Annotated in this window: 20 protein-coding genes and 1 pseudogene; 12 read left to right on the top strand and 9 right to left on the bottom strand. The window is 65.1% G+C overall.

Annotation, left to right across the window (positions count from 1 at the left end; translation table 11 throughout):
• The first annotated feature begins 215 nt into the window (after positions 1-215).
• A complete protein-coding gene (locus GOALK_RS04475) occupies positions 216-1,388 on the top strand; it encodes a L,D-transpeptidase (protein ID WP_006357614.1) in 1,173 nt (390 codons plus the stop codon).
• Positions 1,389-2,011: 623 nt separating this feature from the next.
• On the opposite strand, the gene GOALK_RS04470 is transcribed toward GOALK_RS04475, so the two are convergent.
• Positions 2,012-2,899, bottom strand: coding sequence for a universal stress protein (locus GOALK_RS04470; protein WP_006357612.1), 888 nt, complete (start codon positions 2,897-2,899; stop codon positions 2,012-2,014).
• Positions 2,900-3,162: 263 nt separating this feature from the next.
• Here GOALK_RS04470 and GOALK_RS04465 point away from each other — a divergent pair, with 263 nt between their 5' ends.
• The 7 genes from GOALK_RS04465 to GOALK_RS04440 all read left to right on the top strand — a co-directional run bounded on the left by GOALK_RS04465 (position 3,163) and on the right by GOALK_RS04440 (position 9,827).
• Positions 3,163-4,056: an SGNH/GDSL hydrolase family protein gene (locus tag GOALK_RS04465; RefSeq protein ID WP_035752385.1), complete on the top strand. Its 894-nt coding sequence runs from the start codon at positions 3,163-3,165 to the stop codon at positions 4,054-4,056.
• A gap of 219 nt (positions 4,057-4,275) precedes the next feature.
• Positions 4,276-5,718 carry an ethanolamine permease gene (eat, locus tag GOALK_RS04460; RefSeq protein ID WP_006357610.1) on the top strand — a complete coding sequence of 481 codons (1,443 nt, stop codon included), beginning with the start codon at positions 4,276-4,278 and terminating at the stop codon, positions 5,716-5,718.
• Positions 5,715-7,124 (top strand): ethanolamine ammonia-lyase subunit EutB, encoded by a 1,410-nt coding sequence (locus tag GOALK_RS04455; RefSeq protein ID WP_006357609.1) that lies wholly within the window; start codon positions 5,715-5,717, stop codon positions 7,122-7,124. The genes eat and GOALK_RS04455 overlap by 4 nt, the downstream gene beginning before the upstream one ends.
• Positions 7,121-7,891, top strand: a complete 771-nt coding sequence (eutC, locus tag GOALK_RS04450; RefSeq protein ID WP_006357608.1) for an ethanolamine ammonia-lyase subunit EutC — start codon at positions 7,121-7,123, stop codon at positions 7,889-7,891. The genes GOALK_RS04455 and eutC overlap by 4 nt, the downstream gene beginning before the upstream one ends.
• 27 nt (positions 7,892-7,918) lie before the next feature.
• A complete protein-coding gene (locus GOALK_RS23840; protein ID WP_155829487.1) occupies positions 7,919-8,077 on the top strand; it encodes a hypothetical protein in 159 nt (52 codons plus the stop codon).
• Positions 8,078-8,156: 79 nt separating this feature from the next.
• Positions 8,157-8,732 (top strand): hypothetical protein, encoded by a 576-nt coding sequence (locus GOALK_RS04445; protein WP_006357606.1) that lies wholly within the window; start codon positions 8,157-8,159, stop codon positions 8,730-8,732.
• 228 nt (positions 8,733-8,960) lie between these two features.
• Positions 8,961-9,827, top strand: coding sequence for a formate/nitrite transporter family protein (locus GOALK_RS04440; RefSeq protein WP_040004005.1), 867 nt, complete (start codon positions 8,961-8,963; stop codon positions 9,825-9,827).
• Between the two features lie 3 nt (positions 9,828-9,830).
• Here GOALK_RS04440 and GOALK_RS24190 read toward each other — a convergent pair whose 3' ends face one another.
• The gene (locus GOALK_RS24190; protein ID WP_006357604.1) at positions 9,831-10,763 is read right to left on the bottom strand and encodes a substrate-binding domain-containing protein; all 933 of its coding nucleotides are present in this window, start codon (positions 10,761-10,763) and stop codon (positions 9,831-9,833) included.
• Positions 10,764-11,070: 307 nt separating this feature from the next.
• On the bottom strand, positions 11,071-11,706 hold the full coding sequence (locus tag GOALK_RS04430) for a TetR/AcrR family transcriptional regulator (protein WP_040004000.1): 636 nt from the start codon (positions 11,704-11,706) through the stop codon (positions 11,071-11,073).
• A gap of 172 nt (positions 11,707-11,878) precedes the next feature.
• On the opposite strand from GOALK_RS04430, the gene GOALK_RS04425 reads away from it, so the two are divergent.
• From GOALK_RS04425 to GOALK_RS04410, 4 genes are all read left to right on the top strand, one after another.
• Positions 11,879-12,199, top strand: coding sequence for a 2Fe-2S iron-sulfur cluster-binding protein (locus GOALK_RS04425; protein WP_006357602.1), 321 nt, complete (start codon positions 11,879-11,881; stop codon positions 12,197-12,199).
• A gap of 19 nt (positions 12,200-12,218) precedes the next feature.
• Positions 12,219-13,607, top strand: a complete 1,389-nt coding sequence (locus GOALK_RS04420; protein WP_006357601.1) for a cytochrome P450 — start codon at positions 12,219-12,221, stop codon at positions 13,605-13,607.
• Positions 13,604-14,854 carry an NAD(P)/FAD-dependent oxidoreductase gene (locus tag GOALK_RS04415; RefSeq protein WP_006357600.1) on the top strand — a complete coding sequence of 417 codons (1,251 nt, stop codon included), beginning with the start codon at positions 13,604-13,606 and terminating at the stop codon, positions 14,852-14,854. The genes GOALK_RS04420 and GOALK_RS04415 overlap by 4 nt, the downstream gene beginning before the upstream one ends.
• Positions 14,855-15,146: 292 nt before the next feature.
• A complete protein-coding gene (locus GOALK_RS04410; protein WP_231380859.1) occupies positions 15,147-15,740 on the top strand; it encodes a cytochrome P450 family protein in 594 nt (197 codons plus the stop codon).
• Positions 15,741-16,133: 393 nt separating this feature from the next.
• Here GOALK_RS04410 and GOALK_RS04400 read toward each other — a convergent pair.
• From GOALK_RS04400 to GOALK_RS04380, 6 genes and pseudogenes are all read right to left on the bottom strand, one after another.
• A pseudogene (locus GOALK_RS04400) lies at positions 16,134-16,861 on the bottom strand (ABC transporter ATP-binding protein).
• Positions 16,858-19,629 carry a branched-chain amino acid ABC transporter permease/ATP-binding protein gene (locus GOALK_RS04395; protein ID WP_006357595.1) on the bottom strand — a complete coding sequence of 924 codons (2,772 nt, stop codon included), beginning with the start codon at positions 19,627-19,629 and terminating at the stop codon, positions 16,858-16,860. The pseudogene GOALK_RS04400 and the gene GOALK_RS04395 overlap by 4 nt, the downstream one beginning before the upstream one ends.
• A 47-nt stretch (positions 19,630-19,676) precedes the next feature.
• Entirely contained in the window at positions 19,677-20,291 is a 615-nt protein-coding gene (locus GOALK_RS24540; protein WP_006357594.1) for an ABC transporter substrate-binding protein, read from the bottom strand.
• Positions 20,204-20,917 carry an ABC transporter substrate-binding protein gene (locus GOALK_RS24535; protein WP_006357593.1) on the bottom strand — a complete coding sequence of 238 codons (714 nt, stop codon included), beginning with the start codon at positions 20,915-20,917 and terminating at the stop codon, positions 20,204-20,206. The genes GOALK_RS24540 and GOALK_RS24535 overlap by 88 nt, the downstream gene beginning before the upstream one ends.
• 424 nt (positions 20,918-21,341) lie before the next feature.
• The gene (locus GOALK_RS04385) at positions 21,342-22,142 is read right to left on the bottom strand and encodes a hypothetical protein (RefSeq protein WP_006357592.1); all 801 of its coding nucleotides are present in this window, start codon (positions 22,140-22,142) and stop codon (positions 21,342-21,344) included.
• A gap of 149 nt (positions 22,143-22,291) precedes the next feature.
• Positions 22,292-22,840 (bottom strand): YceI family protein, encoded by a 549-nt coding sequence (locus GOALK_RS04380; RefSeq protein ID WP_006357591.1) that lies wholly within the window; start codon positions 22,838-22,840, stop codon positions 22,292-22,294.
• Positions 22,841-22,910: the final 70 nt, after the last annotated feature.

The following is a 22,910-nucleotide window of genomic DNA, read 5'->3' as shown; positions in this document are numbered from 1 at the left end:
GGTAGAGGAGCGCACAGCATTCAACTACTATCGTGGATAGTAAACCTAGTCCAGGCGCCGAGTGAGAGGGTTCGCCACAATCGATGGGCCGCGTAAGAAGGACTCGAGCTATCGAAGAGCCACGTGATCTCTTGGCGGCTTACGGTGCGCAGCCGCAGTGCTCGAGCGCTCGTGGATGCCGCGGGTCGGTCCGGGCAGGTATTCCGCGACTGCTGATGCTCGCAGCCCTGACGGCTGTGGTGATGTTATTGACCTCGTGCAGCTCAACCGGAGGCGCCGCCTACAGCAACGAGATTCAGGCCGTTGACAGCTTCGCCGACATCGCACAGCCTTCCATTGCTGTGGCCACCGAAGGTGGCGGTCGACTCGCGCCCAACGCGGTTGTCGAACCTGGGCTTCCTATTGTTGTCACGGCCAGCCGCGGCGCGTTGACAAACGTCCGTATCCCCACAGCCAGCGGCCGTCCCTTGGCGGGCTCACTGAGCGAGGACGGCTCAACGTGGACAAGCACCCAACCCCTGGGATATTCGAAGCGGTATTCCGTTCAAGCCGAGGCCGTGGGCGTGGGCGGTCGATCGGTCGTCTCGCAGCGCTTCACCACGACCTCACCGGAGTCACTGACCAGCGCTGCCATCCTCGGCGAGAAAACCGTCGGGATCGCCCACACAGTCGGGGTGCGGTTCGCCGATCCCATCCCCGACCGAAAGAAGGCACAGGCGGCGATCACCGTGTCGTCTGACCCCCAGATGCGGGGTGCGTTCTATTGGATCAGCGACTCCGAAGTCCGGTGGAGGCCCGAACGCTTCTGGACGCCGGGCACCAAAGTCAGTGTCGCCGTCAACATTTACGGAGTCGACCTCGGCGACGGGCTCTACGGCGACGAGAACTTGTCCTACGACTTCACGATTGGCCGAGCTCAGGAAATCGTTGCCGACGACAACACCAAAACGATAGTCGTCAAACGAGACGGCAAGGTCATCCGCACGATGCCGACCTCGTTCGGCAAAGACAGCACTCCGACGCCCCGCGGTATCTACATGATCGGAGATCGCGTCGAGCACATCATCATGGACTCGTCCACCTACGGAGTGCCTGTCGAGTCCGCAGCGGGATACCGCACACCCGTTCAATGGGCGGTGCAAATGTCCTACAGCGGCATTTACATGCACGGCGCACCGTGGTCGATGTCGGCGCAAGGCAGCAGCAACGTCAGCAACGGTTGCCCAAACCTGAGTCCCACTGACGCGGAATGGCTCGTGAAGAACACCCTGCGCGGTGACCCCGTCACGGTCAAGAACACCAACGCCGACACACTGCCGGGAGTTGATGGACTCGGCGATTGGAACATCCCGTGGCCACAATGGAAGAACGGCAACGCAGACACCTAGGCGCCCCCGCCTGGCTGGAGTTCGTCGACGCTCAGCACGTTCTTCCGACCATGCACGGCCGGGGCGAGTTCACGACGGGCTCACCCGCTCACTGTCTCAGGCGCTTCTCGCGGTGTACAGAACTTCGCTCGAATGCAGCACACCACCACTCGCGACGAGTGCTACTACCGGTCACCCACTGAGCCAGGGGTTAATTCACGAGGGCCGTTGGTCAGTCATGTCGAGAACCTCCGCGGGCGAACCGGTGCCGTGAGGATCAACATCAATAACGAGCAGCGGCGGCATAGCGTCCGTCGGTACTACCTGTGCGAGGCGAGGCTGATCTGGCCGCGTGGGACGACAACCACGCCGCGCGCCGTTCGGGTCTTCTTGGCCGATCCCGGCGTTCGTTTGGCCGGCGGACCGTGCACGGAGTGTCGTCAGAGACGTCAACCCGCACTTCGCCACCTTCGGTGCCAGCTCCTTGCGGTTACCAACATTCTCGCCGACCCGCACGTCGACACCATCGACGACGACCCTACGGTCGATCCACCGCGCTACCTCTCGCGGCGAGCCCGCACAGGATCGGTGACTCGCTCCACCTCCGGGAACACCTGTTTCTGAGTGAGCAACCCGGTCACGGGTCAGGGCTTGCGGTGCACCACCATCACCGGGCACGGCGCCACTTGCACCACGGCGCGACTCGTCGACCCCAACAGCAATCCCCGAATACCCCCGTGTCCGCGGGTCCCGACGACGACGAGCTGCGCGGTCTGAGCCGCATCGAAGATTTCTTCGGCAGGTGAGGCGATGCCGACGTGACGCTCGATCTGCACATCGGGGTAGTCCTCGGGATACCCGGCCAGTTGTTCACCCAACAGTTCTTCGGCTTCGTCCTCGAACTGTCGAAGGGTCCTCTGGTCTGCGCCGTAGAACGCTGCGCCCGAAGACCCTCCATATGCGTGCACCCCGAGCAAAGATGTGTTCAACAGGTCAGCTTGACGGAACGCATGGGCGATCGCCGCAGTCGAGGTAGGCGACCCGTCGACACCGACGACCACGGGGCCGGTCGTGGGCGCCGGCCCGCCCACAACCACAACAGGGCACTCCGCATGCGCGGCGGCGTCGGTGCTGACCGATCCGAGGAGCAGTCCGCGCACTCCGCCGAGACCACGCCTGCCCAGCACGAGCATGTGCGCCCACGCGGACGCGTGACGAAGCGTCAGCATGGCCGACCCGCTCACAGTCTTGCCTGCAACGTCCACGTCAGGGTCGACATCTGCGACGACCTGAGTCGCGGCCTCGATGGCCCGCGCCGCGCCCGCGTGCATCGCCTCGACCACTGCCGGGGACGTCAACGTCGCGGTCGGCGCGTACGCGCCCGGCACGATCCCCACCGCAGAGATCAGCCGCAGGGGTCGTCGCTCCCGAACTGCAGCACCGGCCGCCCACCTCACCGCCATCAAAGCGGAGTCCGAACCGTCTACCCCGACGACAATCGGTGCGGTCGCATCGGTCACTGAATCAGTCATGGTTTGTCTCCTACCCTGCACAGCCTGCGGCAGCAGTTCCCCTCGACTCCACTCATCCTCGCCCCGCCACCGCCGACAAGCCGGAGTCGAAGGTCATCGGCATGACGTCGAAAGGTCCTGACCCGATTCGACCAAAAAGAGAATCGTCACACGCGACAAATGCAGGCCCGTTGAATCGACGGCTGCAACTTAGGCAATTCTCCGTCCGTGTTAGTCTCATCAGCACCATCAGTAACTTGAGCACCACGATCTGGAGTGCCCGAATGCCCTTGCCGTACGGCCGTGACCTACGCCGGCGCCTCGGCATTCGAACCGTGCTGACCGCGGCGGCCACCGCCCTCGCCCTCGTCTGCGGACTCGCCCACGCCGGCGGGGCCCGGGCAGCGGACGGATACCCGTACGTCAATCTCGGTGACAGCTACAGCGCAGGCGCATCGGTATTCCCCCAGGCGACGAATGCGGCAATGTTCTGTTCGAACTCGCTGGTCAACTACTCCCATCTCGTCGCGGAGAGACGCGGGCTCTCGGTCGCCGACGTCAGTTGCTCAGGCGCGTCGACCGAAGACCTGACCCAGGCGCAACACTTGTGGCAGGGACCGCAGATCACCGCGGTGGGGTCGGCCACCCGCTTGATCACCTTGACGATCGGCGCGAACAACAACGGGCTCTTCAGCTTCTCGACCTCGGCTTGCCAGCAGGCCTGGCTGGCGGCGCCGCTGTCGGCCACCCCGTGCCGCGACAAGTTCGGCACCTCGTTTGTCGACAGGATCAACTCCGCGACCTACCCCGACCTCGTGAACGCGTTGCGCATCATCAAGCGCGCCGCGCCGCGAGCCCGCGTCCTTCTCGTGGGGTATCCGCAGATCTTCCCGGCGGTGGGCTCGGCGCTCTGCTCGGCGTCTCTGCTCACGACGCCCGGAGACACCGAATACCTACACCGGGCCTTCGCCGCCCTCAATGACGCCATGCGCCGCGCCGCCGCAGCCACGCGCGCAACCTATGTGGACATGACCAAGGTCTCCGCAGGCCACGACGCCTGCGCGGGCGATCGGCGATGGGTCGAGCCGACGTTGGGTGCGGTCAGCTTCCCGGCGATGCACGCCAATGCACTCGGTCAGCGGGCGATGGCCGACCAGGTCGTGGCCGCACTGCGCTGAGGGGCCGCCTCGAGTACCTGCTCGCCCGGTGCGGCGATCGGGCTGGTCCGTGTCCGACGTCTCGCGGCTCGCACCCTGGGACGGGCCCTGCCCGTTCGGGCAGTGCGCAACCCTGGCCAACTCGGTTGCAACGTTGCTCGCCTTAATGTCAGGCGTCACGTTCACGGACCAGTGTGGCCTGGATAACTGGGTCTAGGTCCTTCTCCCGAGGAGGCCGGTTTGGCTATCGACGAATCGAAGAGTTCGCACCACACCGGTGGCGTGGACAGTCACGCAGAATCGGCGGACTATCTGGCGAAGCGTCAACTCAAGGGCGGCACCGCCGGGTGGCTGCTGCTCGCCGGTCTGGGTGTGAGTTACGTGGTCTCCGGCGACTATTCGGGATGGAACTTCGGCCTCGGACACGGCGGCTTCGGCGGCCTGGCGATCGCCGCGGTCATCATCGCCGCGATGTACTTGTGCCTGGTGCTGGGGATGGCTGAGCTGTCCTCGGCTCTTCCAGCGGCTGGAGGTGGTTACACGTTCGCCCGCCGGGCACTCGGTCCATGGGGCGGATTCGCCACGGGCACGGCGATTCTGATCGAGTATTCGATCGCGCCGGCAGCGATCGCGACGTTCATCGGCGCCTACGTCGAGTCGTTGAACCTGTTCGGTATCACCGACGGCTGGTGGGTCTATCTGGTCGTGTACATGATCTTCATCGGAATCCATCTGTCCGGCGCAGGCGAGGCGTTGAAGGTGATGTTCGCGATCACTGCCATCGCGTTGGTCGGTCTGGTCATCTTTGCGATCACTGCCATCGGCCACTTCGAGATCGGCAACCTCACCGACATCGCACCCACGGACGCAGCCGGGTCGTCGTCGTTCCTGCCGTTCGGTTACATCGGGATCTGGGCGGCCATTCCGTTCGCGATCTGGTTCTTCCTGGCGATCGAAGGTGTACCGCTGGCGGCCGAAGAGACCGCCGACCCCGAACGAAACGTTCCGCGGGGCATCATCGCTGCGATCAGCGTCCTTCTCATCACCTGTGTCACCGTGCTGTTCCTGACGACCGGCGCAGGTGGTGCAGGTCCGATGTCGGAGTCGGGAAATCCGCTGGTCGAGGCACTGGGTGATTCGTCGATGGCCAAGGTGGTCAACTACATCGGGCTTGCCGGTCTGGTCGCGAGCTTCTTCTCGATCATCTACGCCTACTCGCGCCAGCTGTTCGCACTCTCACGAGCTGGTTACCTGCCGACGGTGTTGTCGGTGACCAACCGACGCAAGGCCCCCACGCTAGCGCTGATCGTGCCCGGGATCATCGGCTTCCTGCTGTCGCTCACCGGCAAAGGCGACCTCCTGTTGAACATGGCTGTCTTCGGTGCCGCCTCGAGCTATGTGTTGATCATGGTCAGCCACATCGTTCTACGGCGCCGCGAACCAGATATGAAGCGCCCGTACCGCACCCCCGGCGGCGTCGCGACCACGGGCTTCGCACTCGTCGTCGCAGTCATCGCGGTCATCGCGACTTTCCTCGTCGACGTGGTGGCAGCCTTGTGCTGCCTCGGAGTGTTCGCCCTGTTCATGCTCTACTTCGCCCTGTACAGCCGACACCGGCTCGTCGCGAACTCGCCCGACGAGGAATTCGCAGCGCTCGCCGAAGCGGAGGACGACCTACGATGATCTACACCCAGTCGATCTCGGGCACGACCTACACCTTCGACGGACTCGTCGAACTGATGGCCAAGGCCACCCCCCGCCGCTCCGGCGATGAACTCGCCGGGTGTGCTGCCGAGTCCGATGCCGAACGCGCCGCTGCGGCATGGCAACTCGCAGATCTACCCTTGACGACCTTCCTCGAAGAACAGGTCGTTCCATATGAGACCGATGAGGTCACCCGACTGATCATCGACACCCACGACCGGGTGGCGTTCCAGTCGATCGCGCACCTGACCGTCGGCGGACTGCGTGACTGGTTCCTCGAAACCGCGGTTCGCGACGACGGTGCCGCTCGAATTGCCGCTGTGGCAGCAGGTTTGACCCCCGAAATGGTTGCCGCCGTATCGAAGATCATGCGCAACCAGGACCTGATCCTGGTTGCCTCAGCCGCGACCGTCACCGCAGCTTTCCGCACCACAGTCGGCCTGCCGGGACGCATCAGCACCCGACTGCAACCCAACCACCCCACCGACGATCCTCGCGGCATCGCGGCGGCGACTCTGGACGGATTGTTGATGGGATGCGGAGACGCGGTGATCGGCATCAACCCGGCTACCGACTCGCCGCACGCGACCTCGGAGCTGCTGTACCTGCTCGACGACATCCGACAACGCTTTCAGATCCCGACGCAATCCTGCGTTCTGTCACACGTCACCACCACTGTGGACCTGATCGAGAAAGGGGTACCGGTCGACCTGGTCTTCCAATCGATCGCTGGAACCGAGGGCGCCAACCGCAGTTTCGGAGTCGACATCGCGATGTTGCGAGAAGCCAACGAAGCGGGCCACTCTCTGCACCGCGGCACCGTCGGTGACAACGTCATGTACCTCGAGACCGGGCAGGGATCCGCGCTGTCGGCGAATGCGCATCTCGGCACCGGCGGCAAACCCGTCGATCAGCAAACACTGGAAACCCGTGCGTATGCCGTGGCGCGTGACCTCGAACCTCTCCTGATCAACACCGTCGTCGGCTTCATCGGACCCGAATACCTCTACGACGGGAAACAGATCATTCGCGCCGGTCTCGAAGACCACTTCTGCGGGAAGATCCTCGGTCTCCCGATGGGTGTCGACGTCTGCTACACCAACCATGCCGAAGCAGACCAAGACGACATGGACACTCTGCTGACCCTGCTCGGTGTCGCCGGCGCCGCGTTTGTCATCGCCGTCCCTGGCGCCGACGACGTCATGCTCGGCTATCAAAGCCTGTCCTTCCACGACGCGCTCTACGTGCGTCAGGCACTCGGCCTCCGTCCCGCTCCGGAATTCGAGGCCTGGCTGGCCGGACTCGGTATGGCCGACACCGACGGACGCATCCTGCCCGTCGACGTGCTCGACTCTCCCCTGCGTGCACTGAGTGCGGCCCGATGAACGCCCGCCAACCGGCCGAGGACCATTGGGCTGGACTGCGACTGACCACCCGAGCACGGATCGGATTGGGCCGGGCCGGGAATTCACTCCCCTCGCGTCGAGTACTCGAGTTCAAGGCTGCCCACTCCGCAGCCCGCGACGCCGTGCACGAACCGCTCGACGTGGCCGACCTCAACGATCAGATCAGTGATCTCGACATCGAGCCAGCACTCCATGTGCACAGCGAGGCCGGCTCCCGAAGTGAGTACCTGCGGCGACCAGATCTCGGGCGACGGCCCGCGGATCTGTCTCACCTGCCCGACACCGGAGCCGACCTCGCCATCGTGCTCGCCGACGGACTCTCACCGCGTGCGCTCGCCGACCACGGACGAGGATTGCTCGAAGCGCTCCTCGACACCCTCGCCCCGCGCTACTCCCTCGCTCCCCCGGTGATCGCAACCCAAGCGCGCGTCGCCCTCGGCGACCACATCGGCGAAGCCCTCCGCGCCCAGACGATGATCATGATCATCGGCGAACGCCCCGGCCTATCGGTCGCCGACAGTCTCGGTATCTACCTCACCCATCTCCCGCGAGCCGGACGCAGTGACGCAGACCGCAACTGCATCTCCAACATCCACCCGCCCGACGGCCTCGACTACACAACCGCCGCCGCGATCACCGCGGCCCTGGTCGACGGCGCTCGCAAACTCGGGAGATCCGGAGTCGCGCTCAAGGACACCTCACGCGACCAACTCACCGGCAGTGATGCACGAATCCTGGACGGCTAGATGAAGTGACCTGAGAGGTTGCTGGGCGTGCCTGCTCGAATGGCGATCGCGGGCTACGCGGACTCGGGTGACCGCCACGTCGAGGCCTTCCTCGGACTGTTCGACCGGCTCGACGCCTACTTTGCTGAGGTCATCGGGGCGGCGACGTCCTCAGAGGAACATCCGTCGCGGCATCCGTCGGACTGAGGGTGCAACCCCGCTGCAGATCGAAAAGCCATGTGCCGTAGTCTTTTCTCACGTGAATTCCGCTGCTGACGATGCTTTCATGACCGACCTCACTTCGCGCGTGTGCGTGTGGTGCTCGTCCACCGGGGACATCGCCGAGTTCCGTGGTGAGCCGCGGTGCGGGCGCTGCCGCACTGCAGAACAGACCATTGCTGTGGCCCGCGAGTTCGTCGGTTTGTACGGTCTGCGGCCCCTGGGTGGATCGCTCGCCTCGGAGGACGAGGAAGAACACGAACACCGGGTGGCCGCTCGCGAGGCCCGGGCGCTGCTCAACCAGACCCGCTCGCACACACCTCCCCGTACCAAGTCTCGAACCGGGCAGCGCGTCACGACCCGCACCACGACCACCGCTCCGAAGGCGAGCACCAAGGCGCCTGCGACCAGGACGCAGAATGACAAGTCCGGAGTCACCCGCCCCGACCGCGCCGAGCTCATGAGCCGCGCCGAGAACCTGCTGGCGCAGCTCGCGGAGATCGAGGAACGCTTGGCGATCGCGCAGAAGGACTCCGGCTTGAGCGGCAAGGCCAAGGTGTCGGACCTGACCGCGAAGCGGGATTCCGTCCTGCGTACGCTCGCCGCTCTGGAGAAGGCGAACCGGGCGCTGGAGCCGGCCTGACCCCAACCGCTGGGGGTTTCGTCGGCCGGAAACAATGAGTCGCAACCTGTTCGGTCTCCTCGTACCTGAGCCCGCCCACCGACCGTCATCAACGCACACCGGCCGTGCATCGGTCGGTTCCCCTGCGTAGTCGTCGACGACGCGTAGCATTCGGGTCGCACCTGCAGCAGCGCGGGACCGCGCAGGGGCGGTGCGTGGCGCCTGCCCCGCGTTCCGAGAGGAATGGCGATGACTGCGAACCAGCGGGACCACGAGGACGACCGACGCGCGGCCGGTCGCGCGGACGGCCCCCTCGAACAGCAACTCGAGGAGAGCTTCGACGAAGTCGTGACCGAGGGCACCGAACGCCTGTACCGGGCGGTGCGCACAGTTCTCATCACCGGCTTCTTCGGTGGGCTGGAGGTCGGACTCGGCGTCATGGCGATGCTGGCCGTCGTCCACGAAACCGGCAGCCACCTCCTGGGAGGCCTCGCCTTCAGCATCGGACTCATCGCGATATACCTCGCGCACAGCGAGCTGTTCACCGAGGACTTCCTGATGCCCATCGCCGCGGTGGTGGCGCGTAAGGGGTCTGTTCTTCAGCTGATCAAGCTCTGGGTCGGCACACTGCTCGCCAACCTCCTCGGAGGTTGGGTCATCATGTGGCTGATCACGCGATCGTTTCCGGAATGGAACGAGACCCTGTCGGAGTCGGCACACCACTTCGTCGACGCCCCGCTGTCGTTGCAGAGCATTTGTCTGGCGGTACTCGGTGGAGCCGTCATGACTCTCCTGACCCGGATGCAGCAGGGCACGTCGTCCGACCCGGCCAAGATCGCGGCGACTGTCGGAACAGCGTTTCTGCTGGCGGGTCTACAGCTGTTCCACTCCGTCCTCGACTCGCTGCTCATCTTCGGAGCGATCCAGGTCGGCGGCGGGGTCACCGTCGTCGGGTGGTTGTCATGGTTCTGGTACACCGTCGTGTTCAACATCATCGGCGGCATCGTGCTGGTGACGGCCTTGCGCCTGCTCCGGACCAAGGAACTGGTCGAGCAGGAACGCCAAGCGCCCGGGCCCGACTCCGACCGCAACGACGTGCCCTCAGGCAGGAAGTGAGTACTACCCCGTCGACGGCGTGTTCGCGAGTTCGACGGCCCTACGCAGAGTCTCCCGGTCGACGACATCGGCGGCATTCATCGGTCTGGTCAGGACGCCCGACTCGGTAGCGATGTCGATCATGAATTCCACACTCTCGTCGGAGAGCCCGCCGTCTGCTGTCCAGAACGGATACTTCTGGATGAGGTCGTAGAGCTCTCTGAGTGACTGGTCGGACGGCGGTTCTTCGACGTACGCGCCGACCGCAGCCCGGAAGACGGCGAAGTCGCTCTTCAGTTCCTTCATCGCCCGCAGCGTGGTGGCGCAGTACTGCGCGGCCAGTTCACGATTCTGTGCGAGCCAGTCCGCCTCGGCGGCTTGGGCCACCTTGACGAAACCGGGGGAGTTTTCGTAAAGGGTGGCGATCAGGACCGGCCGGTTCACCGTTGAGTGGGCGGCGTCGTACTGCGTGTCGTGGATGACGGTGGCGTCGAGCTGTCCTGTAGCCCACGCTTCGGTTCGGGCGCTTGAGCTTTCGATGATCTTCGGATTCGGGATCTCGTGGACGTCCCGGGGCTCGCCGATGCCGCTCAACAGCGCGTTGAGGACGATGGCGCCGGCGCCGCCCGGGCTGTCGATGCCCACGCGGGTCGACGTCTCGAACAGCTGGCCGGCCGTGTTCACACCGTTCGCGCCGGCCAGAACGAAGTCGTCCATGCTGACGTACGGGCAGAACACCTTGAGGTCCTCGCCCCGTTTCCGCGCATCGAGAATCGCGGAGAACGACGTCGCCAGAACCTCGGCATCGGCGTCGGACGAGGTCTTCACCGCGTCGGTGTGCGTGTCGGTGATCGTGACGTTCTGTTCGACGCTGAGGTTCAGCCCGAGGTCCCCGCCGTAGTGGTCGACGCCGTAGACCAATGGGATCTGCGACGCCTGTGGAGGCGAACCCAGCACAATCTGCAGCGACTCCCCTGTGCTCGCGTCGGATTCTTGGTTGCACGCAGAGCTGACAATTGCCAGACCGCTGACGGCTATGGCGGCGATCAGGCGCGTCGTACGACACCGACGACCTCTCGTTGACATCCGGTACCTCTTCCGCGGTATTCGATCGTTCCGGAGCGGCGTTTGCTGCGGAGTCGCCCGTGCGGAGATACCCGAATCCCTCGGCATTGGGTTCAGGTGAACATACGTCAGCTCAACACCGGTGGTGGGCAATCCGTGGAGAAGTGTCGAAACGTCGTGCGACGCAGAAGTTCACGGGTCAGCCGAGCGGGGCCTTCAGTCCGTGCAGGATCGTGCCGATGAGTCGCTCGAAGTAGTTCTCGCGCTCGGCTTCGGGTAACAACCCCAGCGGTCCCTTGATGCAGAGTTCGGCGAATCCGTGAACCGCTGCCCAACAGACGATCTCGGAGTCCGGGCGGCGTTCCGGCGGGATCTCCCCGACTGCCACCATCTCGTCGAGGACGCTGTGCAGGATGGCGTACGGGCCGTCGCGGCGCGCGGACACGTCCGGATTGACACCCGGTCGCGAGAACTCGGCGTGGAACGCCACCTGGAACAGATGCGGTTCGTCGATCGCGAAGAGGGCATAGGCACGTGCGGTCTCCCGGAACCGGGATCGTGCGACCTCCCCGGGGGCCTGGTCGTCGGGAACCGTCGCGATCCGCTCGCGCATCAAGTCGGCGAGTGTTGCGAGGGCACGATCGGCGATCGACGTCATCAGCTCCTGGCGGTCCGCGAAATGCCGGTAGGCAGCGTTGTGGGAAACGCCGGCGCGACGCGCCGCCTCGCGGACGGTCACCTTCTCTGGCGCGCTGGTGCGCGCCAGCTCCCACGCCTCGTCGATGAGGGCATTGCGAAGGTTGCCGTGGTGGTAGGTGCTGCGCTCCGATGCCATGGCGGTCACTCTACCGACGCGTGTGCAGTCCTCCTACCTGGGTGAACGCGACACGGGCAACATGTGTGCCAACGGATGTTGACAAGGACAACATCGTGGGCCATTCTCATGTTGACAGCGCCAACACGTGGCAATCGTCACACCGGGGGCAGCCCAACCCGAGGAGGAAGTCATGGCCAGCGTCACCTTCGTCACCCACGACGGCGAAAAGCAGGAGGTCCCGTTCGTCGAGGGACAGAACCTGATGCAAGTAGCGACCGACAACGGCGTGTCGGGAATCGACGGTGACTGCGGGGGCGACGCCGCCTGCGGCACCTGCCACGTCATCGTCGAGCAGCAGTGGGCCGCCGCGGCCGGCAGCCGCACTGTCGCCGAAGAGCAGATGCTCGAGATGAATCCCGACTGCCAGGCGACGTCGCGTCTGTCGTGCCAGATCGCGCTGAACGCCGAGCACGACGGCCTCATCGTCAATCTTCCCGAATTCCAGTTCTGAACCGATCGGAGAACCACTGATGCAGATCCTCGACCGCGTCGTTGAGACGGTGCAGGCGAACATCCCGCTGGACCGTCAGGTTCAGGGCCTCCAGCTCTTCCACAAGACGCGTGCTCGCCTGCTCGGCGAGTCGCGGCCGGAAACCTATGTGGAGCAGCCTATCCCGCCGGTCAACGAAGTCGGTCTGGACGAGATCGACATGAGCAACCCGTTCATGTACCGGCAGGGGCAGTGGGTTCCCTACTTCGCTCGCCTCCGCGCCGAGGCGCCGGTCCACTATCAGCCGGAAAGCCGGTTCGGCCCGTTCTGGTCGATCACCCGCTACGACGACATCATGACAGTCGACAAGGACCACGAGACCTTCTCGGCCGAACCCTTCATCGTGATCGGCACTCCCCCACCGGGCCTCGACGTCGAGATGTTCATCGCGATGGACCCGCCGCGGCATGACGAGCAGCGTCGCGCCGTTCAGGGCGTCGTCGCCCCGAAGAATCTCAAGGAGATGGAAGGGCTGATCCGGGAACGCGTGTGCGAGGTTCTCGACAACCTTCCCGTCGGCGAACCGTTCAATTGGGTCGATCGCGTTTCGGTCGAGATCACCGCCCGGACCCTGGCGACCATCCTCGACTTCCCGTACGAGCAGCGGCGCAGTCTCGTCCGCTGGTCCGATCTCGCGTCCGGCAGCGAAGAGGCCACCGGCGGCGCCAGCGATCCCGACGAGGTGTACGCGGCAGCCCTGGAGATGACCCGTGCCTTCAGCGCGCTGTGGCACGACAAGGCCGCACGACGCGCCGCCGGCGAGGCACCGGGATTCGACCTCATCAGCATGCTGCAGTCCGATCCGAAGACCGCCGACCTAGTGAAGCGTCCGATGGAGTTCATCGGCAACCTGACGCTGCTGATCGTCGGCGGAAACGACACCACGCGCAACTCGATGTCGGGCGGTGTCTACGCACTGAACAAGTTCCCCGCCGAGTTCGAGAAGCTCAAGGCTGATCCGAGCCTGATCCCGAACATGGTGTCGGAGATCATCCGCTGGCAGACCCCGCTCGCGTACATGCGACGGGTCGCGAAGAAGGATGCGATTCTCAACGGCCAATTCATCCGCAAGGGCGACAAGCTGGTGATGTGGTACGCCTCGGGCAACCGGGACGAGACCAAGTTCGACAGCCCCGACGAACTCATCATCGACCGGCCGAACGCCCGCAACCACATGGCATTCGGTTTCGGTGTGCACCGGTGCATGGGCAACCGTCTCGCCGAACTGCAGCTGCGCATCCTCTGGGAAGAACTGCTGCAGCGCTTCGATGACATCAAGGTCATCGAGGAACCCGAGTACGTGCAGTCCAACTTCGTCCGTGGTTACAGCAAGCTGATGGTCGAACTCACGCCGAAGACACGGTCATGACCACGGGGCGTGCGGTCGTCGTCGGGGCCAGCCATGCCGGCGCCCAACTGAGTGCGCAGCTTCGGTCGTCGGGGTGGGACGGCGAGGTCGTCCTGGTCGGCGACGAGCCGTACCTGCCGTATCACCGTCCGCCGATGTCGAAGACGTACCTGGCGGACACCGTCGGGATCGACGACCTGCTGATCCGCGGCACCGAGTTCTACGACAAGCAGGACATCGAGGTTCGTCGTGCTCGAGTGGAACGCATCGACCGCGCCGAACAGCGCGTCGTCCTGACGAATGGCGAGTCGGTGTACTACGACCGGCTCGCCCTGTGTACCGGTGCTCGCCCAGTGCGCCTACGGATTCCGGGAGCCGACCTCGGCGGCGTGTACTACCTTCGGACGGCCGAGGACGTCGAGGCGATCCGCGCCGATGTTCCCGGCAGCAAGCGCGCCGTCATCGTGGGCGGCGGATACATCGGACTCGAGACAGCGGCATCGCTGCGCAAACTGGGTCTCTCTGTCACCGTCGTGGAGGCGGCCGACCGTGTCCTGCAGCGGGTCACCGCTCCGGAGGTCTCCGACTACTTCCGTCGAATCCACGAAGCAGAGGGCGTTCACATCCGGACCGGTGCGACCGTCGTCGGCTTCGAGGGCGACGACGACACAGATCGCGTGACGGGGGTACGCCTCGCCGACGGCGAGACTGTACCTGCGGATTTCGTGATCGTCGGGATCGGCGTCCGGCCGAACATCGAGCTCGCGCACGAAGCCGGGCTCGCCGTCGACGACGGCATCATCGTCGATGCGCACGGCCGCACGAGCGACCCCCACATCACCGCGGCCGGAGACTGCGTCGCGTATCACGATGAGCGGTACGGGAAGACGCGACTCGAGTCGGTGCCGAGCGCCGGTGAGCAGGCCAAGGTCGCCGCCGCCACCATGTGCGGCAAGGAGGCGACGATCTCGGCTCTTCCGTGGTTCTGGTCAGACCAATACGACCTCAAGCTGCAGATCGCCGGACTCAACACCGGGTACGACAGCGTCGTACTCCGCGGGGACCCGACGTCGGACCGCGAGTTCGCCTGCTTCTACCTGCGAGCGGGAGAACTGATCGCAGCCGACTGCGTCAATCGTCCGCAAGAGTTCATGTTCAGCAAACGTGTTCTGACACAGGGCCTGCCGGTCGATCGCGATGCACTTGCCGATCTCGACATACCGATCGCGTCTCAACTCGCGTCGGTTCGCAACAAGGCGACCGCATAGCGCGATCACCCCGGCCAACCGGTGACACGGCTGACCTGAGTCGCTGGACGACCGCTGCGGCAGTCGATCGAGCCCGTCGCCGACTGGCCTTCTCCAGCCCGGGCCCGGTTCCGGTCGATGTCGGCAGCCGTCAGCGTGATCTCACCGTGAGACGACATGACACCACGACCCAGAGACAAACCGCAGTTCGAAGCGTCACGTTGAGACAATCGCAGGTCGGATCGATGCCGTGATCGTATCGACCCTGCCGACACTGCTAGGTGCGCGGGACAACGGCATACACCCTTGTGGCGTGCATGATCTTGACGATCCGTATCCAGAACTGTCCGCTCTGACCCGAGCCGCTCCTGTCAGCCGTGTCGGTGACTCGAACTTCTATCTCGTCACGGGATGGGATGCGATCGCCGAGGCGGTAGCACGGCCCGAAGATTTCTCCTCCAACCTCACCGCGACGATGGTGTGGAAAGAGGGCGGCAAGGTCGAGGAGTACCCGATAGCCGAGTTGGGCTCCCCCATCCATGTGTTGGCCACGGTCGACGACCCGAGTCACAAAGCCCACCGTGCGATGGTCATGCCGTCGTTGGTGGCCAAGCGGGTTCGTGCACTCGAACCGTTCATCGACGTCACCGTCGAGCGCTTGTGGTCCGAAGGGCTCCGCGACGGCCGGATCGACTGGGTCGCCGCCGTCGCCCAACGTTTGCCGATGGCGGTTGTCGCCGAACTGCTCGGATCCCCACCGTCGACACCGCCGATCCCCATTGGGAGCGAAGCCTTCTCGTCCGCCGCCTCCGGTCGCTGGCCGTCCGAGTCCACGGCTGATGGGATCTCCGACTTCGGCCATCACGGCCCTGCTGCGCAGTTACGTTCAACGCTTGGATGGCGGTGACCTCACAGGTGTCGCAGAGCTCTTCGGCCGAGCGGAAGTGTTCGTCTCCGGCAACCGGGTCGGTGCGGGCAGCGTACACGGTGGTGCAGCACGGGCCGGACGGAGAGTACGTCGTCATGATCGGCCGACACCATGACACTTTCGTTGTCGACGACGGTGAGCGGCACTTCGCGAGTCGCGACTACGGCGACATCACCCACGTCGGCGACACCTCGATGCACCTTCGTTCCTGACGGATCCTCGCCGGCGCGCAGCGCAGGAAACTGGCTGACAACGACCTCTGTACGGACACGGCCGAGGCCCCGGTTTCGACACCGCAGAACGATGGTCCTCGCAGGTCACAGCCGCGGACGTCCGCCCCGTAGTCGTGGCGTGTGGCACACCACCGCGATGTCAGGGTCCAGCGAACGCCTCACCCATGTACGCGTTCTCGATCACCTCGGGTGTCGCGGCCAGCTCCGACGCATTGCCCTGCAGTACCTGATTTCCGTGCCGCATGACCATCGCGGTATCCGCGACACCAAGGGCGAGTTGAACGTGCTGTTCCACGAGAATCACTGCGGTGCCGGTGTTGTCGGCGACGGCGCGGACGATAGGCAGCAGGCGTTCGACGATGACCGGCGCCAGGCCCATGCTGAGTTCGTCGATCAGCAGGACCTTGGGGTGCTGCACGAGAGCCCGTCCGATCGCGAGCATCTGCTGCTCGCCTCCGGAGAGAGTGCACCGGCGGGCACCTTGAGCCGGTCGGCGAGCTGGGGGAAGGTCTCCACGATGGTGTCCCGTTCCGTCGGCCAGGAACGCCGAGACCTGACGGAGAGCCGAAGGTTCTCCTCGACGGTGAGCGAGGTGAACAACGAACGGTCGTCGGGAACCAACACCAGCCCGGCCTTCGCCGCGCTCCGTGCGTGTCCGGACTTCACCGTGTGACCGTCGATGGACACCTCGCCGGCCAGGCTCGGGAGCAACCCGGCCAGTGTCATCAGTACCGTCGTCTTGCCCGCGCCGTTGGGGCCGAGAAGTGCCAGCACCTCCCCCGCGGCGAGCTCGAGATCGAATCCTCGAACGCACGGGCGACCGGTGTATCCGGCATCCACGCCGGTGCAGGTGAGTACGTGGCTCATCCCTTCAGCTCCTCGCCGGTATGGGTGGCGCCGAGGTAGGCGCTCGTGACAGCGGGATCGTTGCGGATCTCGTCGGGGGTTCCGATGGCGATCACCTTGCCGAGGTCGAGGACGACGATCCGATCACACACTGCGAGAACCAGTTCCATGTCGTGGTCGATCATCACGACGGTCACCCCAGCATCGCGGATCGCGCGGAGGCGGTGTCCGAGCCACAGGCTCTCGGTGCTGTCGAGTCCGGCGGCAGGTTCGTCGAGCAGGACCACCCGGGGGCGGCCGGCGAGTGCCCGGGCGACCGAGACGAGTTGTCGCTGCCCCTGCGAGAGTTCCTTCACCTGGCGATCGACCACCGGGGTGAGGTGCAACAGCTCGAAGAGGCGGTCCAGGTCCTCGTCCCCCAGCGTCGCGGTGTCCGGGCGATGCCGGGCGGCGGTGGTTCCGACCGCGACGTTCTCACGGACCGACAGGTCGTCGTACAGTTCGATCCCCTGGAACGTGCGACCCAGGCCGTGGCGGCTGCGCTGATAGGGGCGCTGCCCGTCGAGGCTGTCGCCGTCCAGGCTGACACTGCCGGTGGCGTCGGCGAAGCCACTGATGGCGTCGATGAAGGTGGTCTTTCCGGCTCCATTGGGGCCGATCAGGCCGATGATCTCGCCGTCGCGGACGTCGAACGACACGTTCTCGACGGCGGTGACCCCGCCGTATCGGACGCCGATCCCCTTCGACGACAGGATGACCTCTCCCGGTGCGCGCGAAAACCCTTCGACCGTCGTGTCGGTCCCGGACGAGAGTGCGAGGTCGAGGTCGGCATCGGTTTCCTTGCGGTTGCCGAAGATTCTGTTGCGCAACCAGTTCGTCGCCTTGTGGACCTCGGAGATGATGCCCTCGGGGTTGGCGATGATGGTGATGACCAGGAGCACGCCGGTGATGACGTGGTAGTAGGTGCCCAGGTTGACCGCGCGATCGAGCAGCACGAACAGGATGCCGCCGGCGCCCATGATGCCCGCGAGGACGCCGCCGGAGACGCAGGTGACGCCGGCGAGGTACACCAGTGCGAACATGCCGATTCCCGCGATGGCGGCATAGGACTCGGGAACCACCACGGTCTGTTGATAGGCCATGAGGGAGCCGCCGATCCCGGCGATGAACGCGCCGATTGCGAAGGCCACCAGTTTTGTTCGTGACACGTTGACCCCGGCGGCGGCGGCGGAGCGTTCGTTGGCGCGAACGGCCAGCATCGAGGCACCCAGACGACTGGTCCGCAGCCGGGCGACGCCCAGGCCGACCAGCGTCAGGACGATCAGACACAGGATGCCGAATGCGATGTTGGGATAGGTGCTTCCGGAGCCGATGCCGAGGTCGAGACCGAACAGCGACGGATCTTTGACGACCGCCCCGTCGATTCCGCCGTTGAACTCGTTGTTGCGGAACCAGAACGCCTCCAGGAACACCGCGAGGCTGAGCGTCACGACCGCGACCGGCAGGCCCCGGATCCGCAGTGCCGGGAGCCCGACGACGACACCCACCACCGTTGCCGCCAGGGCCGCCAACACCGGTGCGATCGGGAACGGAACGCCCCAATCGGTGGTCAGGCGCGACATCGTGTACGCCGCGACTCCCGCAAGGGTCAGCTGCGCCAGCGAGATCTGGCCGGCGAACCCGGTGACCACCACTTGCGACAGGGCGATGATCGCCACCGTGAAGGTGACGATGACCGCGCCTCGGATACTGCCCTCGGTGAAGATCAGGAACCCCAGCGCGACCACGACACCGACGATGGTGGGGATCAACAGGTTTCGTGGTCGTGGTGCGGCACCGAGAGTGTTCTGGATGATCGCACCACGGGTCGGCAGGGGTTTGCCGCGCACCACCAGGAAGATCAGGATCATCGCCAGGGGTATGAGCTCGGCCATCCCGGACTGTGGCATCCAGCTGACGGATGCCTGGAGATGTGTCATCTCCGACTGCAAGACACCGATTCCCAGACCGGCGGCGACCGCCGGACCGATCGCGGAGAAGTTGCCGACCAGCGCCGCGGCGAGGGCCGGCACGATGAAGAGCGTGTAGGACACCGGGATCAGCGGGACGATCGGGGCGATCAGGATGCCTGCCAGACCTGCGATCATCGTCGACAGTGCCCAGTTGGCGTAGGCGATGCGCTCGGGTGACAGGCCCGCGACGATTGCGCCCTTCTCCGATTCGGCGGCTGCCCGGGTGGCCAGACCGAATCGGGTCAGGCGGAAGGCGAGGATCAACAGCACCGTCAGCACGACGACCAGTGCCGCGATCCACACGCGATCGGCGGGAACGCGGATGTCTCCGATCTCGATGATGTCGGTGGGCAGGATCGCATCCACCGATACCGGGCTGGTGCCCACCCGGGCGGCGAGCAGAGCCTGGATCACCAACATCACGGCGATCGAGGCGACCGCCTTGGCCGTGGCTGGTGCGGTCCTGAGCATTCGGAACACGCAGAGATAGAGAAGGGCGCCGAGGCCGGCGGCGATCAGGAGTGCGATCACCATGGCGGGTGCCAATCCCAGGGGTCCCCCGAGATCAATTGTCTTGGGGAACCCCGGGATCGGGATGAGAAGAAGCTCGCCGTCGCGCAGGTACGCGTACGTGTACGCGATGTACAGCGCGATGGCACCGGTGGCGAAGTTCACCACACCCGAACTCCGATAGGTCATGACCAGGGCCAGTGCCAATGCTGCGTAGACAGCGCCGTTGCCGAGCCCTAGGAGCAAGAACTGAATATCTTGGGTCATCTACCGACTTCCGGATGATCGTGCGGGTGTGGTGAACGTTCGTCAGGTCAGACGAGCTGGGGGTCGACGAGCTCGCCGTTTTCGAAGGTCTCGACGATTCCTCCGCTGCCGCACACCGAGACCATGCCGGGCATCGCCTTGCCGTCGCAGGTGAACTTGAGACCGTAACCGGCCGGCAGGACAACGTCCTTGGCGGACTTGATCGCGGCGGTCAACGCGGCCGGCGACGTGTCCGTCCCCTGGACCGACTCGGTTGCGCGGACCAGGCCGAGCATGCCCTGGTAACCGATGATCGCGAATCCTTCGATGTCGGTGTCGGGCGCGTACTTGGCCATGATCGCCTTGTAGAGCTGCGTCTCGGGATCGTCGGCGTTGATGACCGAGGCGGTGAAGACCTTGGTGCCGTTGAGGTTCTGGTTGCCGACCGCTTCCACCACGGCCGGATCGGAGCACGGCTGGATGGTCATCTTCTCGGCCGTCGTCGATACCGTGCCCAGTGCCTTGAACACCGATGTGCAGAGGGTGGATTCACCGATGACGACCACACCGTCGGGGTTGTCGCCGAGGCCCGCGCTCACCTGCGGAGTGGCGTCCGGGGTGCCCGGCGGGATCGGAACGACCTTGAGGTTGACTCCCGCGGCCTGGAAGGCGGGGGCGCCCATCGCCTGGACACCGGCGGTCGCTGCCGGGACTCGATGACGTAGGCCGTGACGTTCTTCATGCCCTGGTTGGCGGAGTACTTCGCCATCGAGGTGAGCGCGCCGGGCAGGCCTGCGGTCCACATGAACGCGCCGTCGGTGGTCAGCTCCGACGATGCCTGACCCGCTGCGGAAACGTAGGGAATGCCGGCCCCGGTGATGATCGGGACCATCGAATTGCCCTGGCCGCTACTGGTCATGAGGACGGCAGAGACCTTGGCCTCCACCATCTTGTTGGCACAGTCTCGGGCCTGATTGGCGTCTTCACCTTGCTTGCAGATGACCAGTTCGATGGGCCGGCCACCGATTCCGCCGAGGTTCTCGTTGGCGTACTGGACGACGGCTTCGGCCGATTCCCGGTTCTCGGGCATCGAGATGGCCTGTCCGCCCTCGTTGTTGATGAGACCGATCTTCACCGGCTCGCCACTGGCCGCAGTCCCAGGGAAGGAACCCTCCGGTGCGGCGACGCTCTCCGACGCGGAGCCGTCACCGCTGTCGTCGCTGCCACATGCAGCTGTCGCACTGAGCGCGACCACCGCGAACGATGCGGCCACCACTTTGGCGACGCGCGAGCCTCTGAACGGTTTCATCGGTGTGTCCTTTTCAATTGGGGATCAGGAACGGCGCCGCCGTCCTCTGTCACTTAGATGACTAAGTGGCATTGGGTAACTATATGGGCGTCGAGTGACCTGTGTCACCAAAATCGAAGGACGGGCGATTGACCCATAGCCGGTGCGCTGACCAGTGGGTTCGAGGGTGGAAGCTACGAGTGGGTCGACAAGGCCGGCTCTAGTCTGTGTCGCGGAGGAGCTGCATCCGGCTCATCATGCGGATGCGAAGATGCTCCATTTGCTATACGTCTATGCCCATTCCAGGTACTGAGACCTCTTCGCCGTTGAGCGGACCGTGCCGCAAAACCCGCACATCGAACCACGAGTCGCCGAGCGGTCGTTGCCGGTGGAGGACATCTCGAAGATGGCTACACACCGCGGTTTTCGATGCCCCTCAGGTCGATCAGAAGTCGAATCCTCCGCCACCGAAATCACCGAAACCGCCGCCGTCTCCACCGAAACCACCGTCTCCGCCGAAACCGCCATCGCCGCCGGGGGCACCCCCGCTTAAGTCGTCGCCTCCGGCGCCACCGTCGATGGCTCCCATGTCGGATCCATCGCCGATGCCACTCTCGAAGCCCTGGGCGTCGTACGGGACGCCGGCCATGCCGGAGAACATCGCGGAGAACAGGAACATCGATCCGACACCCCAGGCGCCCGCCACGAGCGCCGGCCGCCACCAGGGCTCGGAGTACCAGCCGGCCGGAACCGGCCGCCCGGCGACACGGCCACCCGGGTAGTAGTTCGGCGTCCGATCAGACGGGTTGGGCGACGCCTCGACCTGGCGTCCTTCGAACTCGACCTTCCGATCCTCGGTGACCTTGCCCGCCCTCTGCCGGCCCTCGAGTTCGGGGATGGCGGGACCGGGATCGAGGTTCATCGCGATCCGCGCCGCGCGGATGTAGTACAGGCCTTCGATGGCGGTCTGCTTGGCCAGGCGCGCCTGCGCGGGTGAGTTGGCCTGCTCGATCTGCGACCCCGCCGCGGTATAGCGCTCGCCCGCGTCGGCGAGAGCCTGCTTCGACGCCGGGCCGTCGCCGATCAGCATGAACACCTGCCCGCCGAGCCGTTCGATCGCCTGTCGGGCGTCGGCCTTCGCGTCGTCCAGGTTTCGGGCCGCGTTGGTGCCCGAGCGCTGCTGAGCGATCACCACCACCCCGACGACGATCAGGACGATGACGGCGATCAGGATCAGTGCTTCCATGGTTCTCTCCAGCTCGTGCGTGTCCGACGGGCTCGTCCGGCGCAAGCCCGCGAGGGCTGACGGACCTGGCGGACAAATCGCGCACCATCGAGCGTACCGACCGGAACGCACTCGCACCGGAGCCAAGTCAGGCGCGCGGCCACCGCTGGTCAGCGAGTGCGGGCCACCTCGACGACGACGCGGACGTCGTCGACGACCTTCAGCGTGCCCATCATCAGCGAATACGGTTTGATCCCGAAGTCGCTCTGAGTGATGGTGGACTCGGTCGAGATCTGCCAACCATCGGCGGTCTCGACGACCTGCAGGTCCAGCCCATGCGGGTGTGACCGACCGTGGATCGTCAGCACTCCGTCGGCTCGGTAACCACCGTCCGTAGTGCTGAATGTATCTGCCGCATAGGTGATCTCGGGGTACTTGTCGGCGCCCATGGACTTCAGGGCGTTCATGCGGGCCAGTGACCTCTCGGCACCGGTCATCGGGGTGAGTCCACCTTCCCCGGATTCCACGTGCATCGAGTCGACCGCGATCGTGGCGCTCAGGTTCGTCGGCACGAGGTCGTCGGTCAGTGTCACCGACGCCGACCAGGTGCGCATCGCGATCGTCAGTCGGTGGCCGGTGCGTGCCGCCCGCCCGCCCACATCGGTGTGCACGACGACCGAACCATCGGATTCGGTGAACTCCCAGACTGATTCCGCCACCGCCGTAGTGTAAGCGCTCGGAGTACGTGGCCGGGCCCATCGCACGGCCGACGACACACGGCGAGGTGGT

Source organism: Gordonia alkanivorans NBRC 16433 (assembly GCF_000225505.1).
Taxonomy (GTDB): Bacteria; Actinomycetota; Actinomycetes; order Mycobacteriales; family Mycobacteriaceae; genus Gordonia; species Gordonia alkanivorans.
This window is presented reverse-complemented; position numbering and strand designations above follow the sequence as displayed.

Coding starts and splice junctions, on each gene's coding strand:
- GOALK_RS04385 (WP_006357592.1), bottom strand. CDS start 22,142: ATGGAAGCACTGATCCTGATCGCCGTCATCGTCCTGATCGTCGTCGGG.
- GOALK_RS04440 (WP_040004005.1), top strand. CDS start 8,961: ATGACTGCGAACCAGCGGGACCACGAGGACGACCGACGCGCGGCCGGT.
- GOALK_RS04420 (WP_006357601.1), top strand. CDS start 12,219: ATGCAGATCCTCGACCGCGTCGTTGAGACGGTGCAGGCGAACATCCCG.
- GOALK_RS04430 (WP_040004000.1), bottom strand. CDS start 11,706: ATGGCATCGGAGCGCAGCACCTACCACCACGGCAACCTTCGCAATGCC.
- eutC (WP_006357608.1), top strand. CDS start 7,121: ATGAACGCCCGCCAACCGGCCGAGGACCATTGGGCTGGACTGCGACTG.
- GOALK_RS04455 (WP_006357609.1), top strand. CDS start 5,715: ATGATCTACACCCAGTCGATCTCGGGCACGACCTACACCTTCGACGGA.
- GOALK_RS04445 (WP_006357606.1), top strand. CDS start 8,157: ATGACCGACCTCACTTCGCGCGTGTGCGTGTGGTGCTCGTCCACCGGG.
- GOALK_RS04470 (WP_006357612.1), bottom strand. CDS start 2,899: ATGACTGATTCAGTGACCGATGCGACCGCACCGATTGTCGTCGGGGTA.
- GOALK_RS04465 (WP_035752385.1), top strand. CDS start 3,163: ATGCCCTTGCCGTACGGCCGTGACCTACGCCGGCGCCTCGGCATTCGA.
- GOALK_RS04415 (WP_006357600.1), top strand. CDS start 13,604: ATGACCACGGGGCGTGCGGTCGTCGTCGGGGCCAGCCATGCCGGCGCC.
- GOALK_RS24540 (WP_006357594.1), bottom strand. CDS start 20,291: ATGGGCGCCCCCGCCTTCCAGGCCGCGGGAGTCAACCTCAAGGTCGTT.
- GOALK_RS24535 (WP_006357593.1), bottom strand. CDS start 20,917: ATGAAACCGTTCAGAGGCTCGCGCGTCGCCAAAGTGGTGGCCGCATCG.
- GOALK_RS04395 (WP_006357595.1), bottom strand. CDS start 19,629: ATGACCCAAGATATTCAGTTCTTGCTCCTAGGGCTCGGCAACGGCGCT.
- GOALK_RS04425 (WP_006357602.1), top strand. CDS start 11,879: ATGGCCAGCGTCACCTTCGTCACCCACGACGGCGAAAAGCAGGAGGTC.
- GOALK_RS04475 (WP_006357614.1), top strand. CDS start 216: ATGCTCGCAGCCCTGACGGCTGTGGTGATGTTATTGACCTCGTGCAGC.